This is a genomic window from Flavobacterium profundi (assembly GCF_006491645.1).
In the GTDB taxonomy this organism is placed as follows: Bacteria; Bacteroidota; Bacteroidia; order Flavobacteriales; family Flavobacteriaceae; genus Flavobacterium; species Flavobacterium profundi.
Window position 1 is genome coordinate 1 of record NZ_VDCZ01000034.1, and the last position, 984, is coordinate 984.

General features: G+C 34.3%; 1 protein-coding gene. It reads right to left on the reverse strand.

The window, feature by feature from the left end; translation table 11 throughout:
• Positions 1 to 243 precede the first annotated feature (243 nt).
• A complete protein-coding gene (locus tag FHG05_RS18265; protein WP_140999565.1) occupies positions 244 to 801 on the reverse strand; it encodes a hypothetical protein in 558 nt (185 codons plus the stop codon).
• Positions 802 to 984 lie beyond the last annotated feature (183 nt).

The window sequence follows — 984 nt, forward strand, 5'->3', positions numbered from 1 at the left end:
TTGATATTGGAAATAAAAGGATGAACAGAATCGCAAAAATAGTTAATGCAATTATTGGTCGAATGGTTTTGTTCATTTTTAGCTAAATGTTGTTTAAGGTTGCCGCTAACGGTCTCGGCTATGAGTAGTTGCGTGGTTTAGCATGTAACTTTGCAAGTACACACCAAGCTGAAAATCCGCGAGGATTTTCAGAAGTAGGCGAGAGCAAGCAATTACTTATAGCCATTGTTGTGCGTTCGTTGTTTAATAATATTTATCTATTTTCTTTTTTAGAAGTGAAACTGATTCGATGGCTTCTTTAAATTCAATTCCATTATTCAATCGTTTTATTTCTTTTATAGCCTCAGTTGTCTTTTCATTTTCTATCAGAATAATCAAATGTTTTGTCAGTTTTAGATTTGCTCCTAAACCAATTATTGGAAAATTTGGCTTCCAATTGCCCCAATCAAGAGAACGAGGAAAGTCACCCCAAATGTTTTTTTCAAAAGTGCAAATATATCCACGGTATTTGTCCTTTTTTAAATAGTCACAATGTTCGCACTTTGCAGGAACAAAAATTTCATAACCATTACTGTCAATTTCAATGCGCACAGGTTCAGTTTTTCCTTCAATCTCGCATTTCCCATAATCAAGTCTTGTATATTCACCTGTAATTTCAGAATTCCGTCTACACTCACCTTCGAACATCAAGTCACATTCACTACATTTTTTTGGAATCATACCTTTCGAAAACATATGTTCGAATTCCGTAGGCTCTAAACTTCCTTTTATTTTACAAGTTGGAAATTGTTTTTGATACACTTTTTCAATTATTAATTTTCTAAAAAAATCCTATTAATTCATTTGGCACGATGTTTTGGTTCAATGACGCACAACGGTTTGCCGCTTGTAGCAGTTGCGTAAATTTAAACCAAAAGTTTACAAGTACAAAACTCCTTGTGGAATTTTCGGAGACCCGAGCACAGAGTGCGAACTGATGAAGTA